2 protein-coding genes are annotated in these 2,555 nt (G+C 66.2%); both read right to left on the bottom strand.

Annotated elements, in window-relative coordinates; all coding sequences use genetic code 11:
* Positions 1-129: 129 nt before the first annotated feature.
* On the bottom strand, positions 130-858 hold the full coding sequence (gene istB / locus AB6A65_RS16320) for an IS21-like element helper ATPase IstB (protein WP_371039462.1): 729 nt from the start codon (positions 856-858) through the stop codon (positions 130-132).
* Complete coding sequence (gene istA / locus AB6A65_RS16315; protein WP_371039461.1) at positions 791-2,452, bottom strand: IS21 family transposase; 1,662 nt, start codon at positions 2,450-2,452, stop codon at positions 791-793. Before istA ends, istB begins: the two co-directional genes overlap by 68 nt.
* Positions 2,453-2,555: the final 103 nt, after the last annotated feature.

Below are 2,555 nucleotides of genomic sequence, written 5' to 3'. Positions count from 1 at the left end.
CTGTCAATCGGCATCCAAACGGGACCCCTGATCGGCGCGCAAAAGGGACCCCTCTGCGCTGCGGGTAGCCGGCCCGAGGCGGCGGAGCTTTCAAGTGGCGCAGCCGGCTCGGGCCGGCGGGGACCGGGCTCAGGCGCGTGTCTTGAAGCGCCAGCTCTCGTTGCCGGTCTCGACGATGTCGCAGTGATGGGTGAGCCGGTCGAGGAGCGCGGTCGTCATCTTGGCGTCGCCGAAGACCGTGGGCCATTCGCCGAAGTCGAGGTTCGTCGTCACGATGATCGAGGTGCGCTCGTAGAGGCGGCTTATCAGGTGGAACAAGAGCTGGCCGCCGGTCTGAGCAAAGGGGAGATAGCCGAGTTCATCCAGGATCAGGAAGTCGAGGCGGCACAGCAGGTCGGCCGTGCGGCCCTGGCGGTCGGCGCGGGCCTCGGCATCGAGCTTGTTGACGAGGTCGACGACGTTGAAGAACCGACCACGTCGGCCGCTGCGGATGCAGGTCCTGGCGATCGCCACGGCGAGGTGCGACTTACCGGTTCCAGTGCCGCCGATCAGCACCACGTTGCGCTGATGATCGAGGAAGTCACCGCTGGCGAGATCGCGGACGAGGGTCTCGTTGACTGGCGTCTCCTCGAAGTCGAACTCGTCGATCTCCTTGGCGAGAGGGAGCCTGGCGATGGTCATCTGGTACTTGATCGAGCGCGCCTGCTTCTCGCTGATCTCTGCCGTGAGCAAGTCACCCACGATCCTCTGAGGCTCGTGCTGGCGCTTCACCGCGGTGGCGATGACCTCGTCATAAGCCGCCTTCATCCCGTAGAGCTTCAGCTGGCCCATCGCGTCCAGCACCTGCGATCTTTCCATGGTCGGGTCTCCTGAGGCTGTCGTAGCGTCCGCAATCCGCGGACGGCTCGCGGGTCAGGCGCAGCGCGTCCGGCGTGGCGATGGTCAACGGCGGCGCGGGTTCGCGTCGCCGCGCGAGAATGTTGAGGATGACGTCGGCCGAGTGGACGCCGTCGGACAGCGCGTTGGCGCAGGCGGCCTCTACGGCCTCAAGCCCGTCGGTCAGCACGGCACCGAGGATCTCGACCATCTGGCGATCGCCGTTCGGCACACGGCCGAGCTTGCGCTGCACGCGCCGCATCGCCGATGGCAGGTCCCACTCCTTGAAGGGGGCACCGTTACGCAGGGCGCCGGGCTTGCGGGCGAGCACGGGGATGTAATGCAGCGGATCGTAGACAGCCTTGTTGCGGCCGAAAGCGCGCGCGTGCTGCCCGACGATTTGGCCGTCTTGCCAGAACTCCACGCGCTCGGCATAGGCGCGGATCTCGACCGGCCGGCCGACGGCGCGGGCCTCGACCGAGTAGCGGTTGTTATCGAACCGCACGAGGCAGGTCTTCGATACCGAGGCGGGCACGGCGTGGAAGCCGTCGAATGGCCCGACATAGGGCACGAGGCTCGACCGCTCCGCCTCGAACACCTCCCAGACGGTCTGGCTGGGCAACTCGGGATGCGGGTGCGCCTTCGCCCAGGCGACACACCGATCCTCGAGCCAGGCGTTGAGCTCGGCGTAGCTCTTGAACCGCGGTCGCGGCACGAAGAGCCGCCGACGGATCACCCCGACCTGGTTCTCGACCTGCCCCTTCTCCCAGCCCGAGGCAGGGGTGCACGCGACCGGTTCGACGAGGTAATGTCCGCACATCTGCTGGAAGCGACGGTTGTACGCGCGGTCCTTGCCCACGAAGATCGTGTCTACGGCCGTCTTCATGTTGTCGTAGATCCCCCGCGCGCAGGCACCGCCGAAGAAGGCGAACGCCTTGTCATGGGCGTCGAAGACCATCTCTTGCGTCTCTCGCGGATAAGCCCGGACGAAGACCATCCGGCTGTGGCAGAGCCGGACATGGGCGACCTTCACCGTCGTGGTCACCCCGTCGATCAGAACGATCTCATGGCTCCAGTCGAACTGGTAGGCTTCGCCCGGATCGAAGCTCAGCGGTACGAAGGCCGCGGCCGACGCCGCACTCTCCGCCTTCGACCACGCCGCTGCGTAGCGCCGCACGGCGTCGTAGCCGCCCTCGTATCCGAGCGCCTGCAGCTCCTCGAAAATACGGATCGCCGTCAGCCGGTCGCGCTTCGGCTTGCGCGCGTTCTCTGCCAGCATCCGGTCGAGCTCGTCCCGCCACGGCCCGATCTTCGGCTGCGGCTGGACGCTGCGCTCGTAGGTGAACTCCGTCGCGCCCGACCGCACGACCTTCCGCACTGTCTTGCGAGAGACCCGAAGCTCGCGANTCGGAAGAGGCTGGACGCTTCGCTCGTAGTTGAACTCCGTCGCGCCCGACCGGACAACCTTTCGCACCGTCTTCCGAGAGACCCGAAGCTCGCGGCAGATCTGCTTGATCGGCTTCTTGTCCTGAAAGTACGCCCTGCGGATCTTCGCGATCGTTTCCACCACCAGCATCCCAAACACGGCTCCCGATTGCCCCGGGAGCACGATGGACCAACCGTATCAGGGGGTCCCTTTTCGACGCCGATCACCCCTGTACGGGGTCCTTTTTCCATGC

This window comes from Rhodosalinus sp. FB01, assembly GCF_041365715.1.
GTDB lineage: Bacteria > Pseudomonadota > Alphaproteobacteria > Rhodobacterales > Rhodobacteraceae > Rhodosalinus.
Note: the sequence above shows the minus strand (reverse complement) of the source record. Positions and strands in the feature narration are given on the sequence as shown.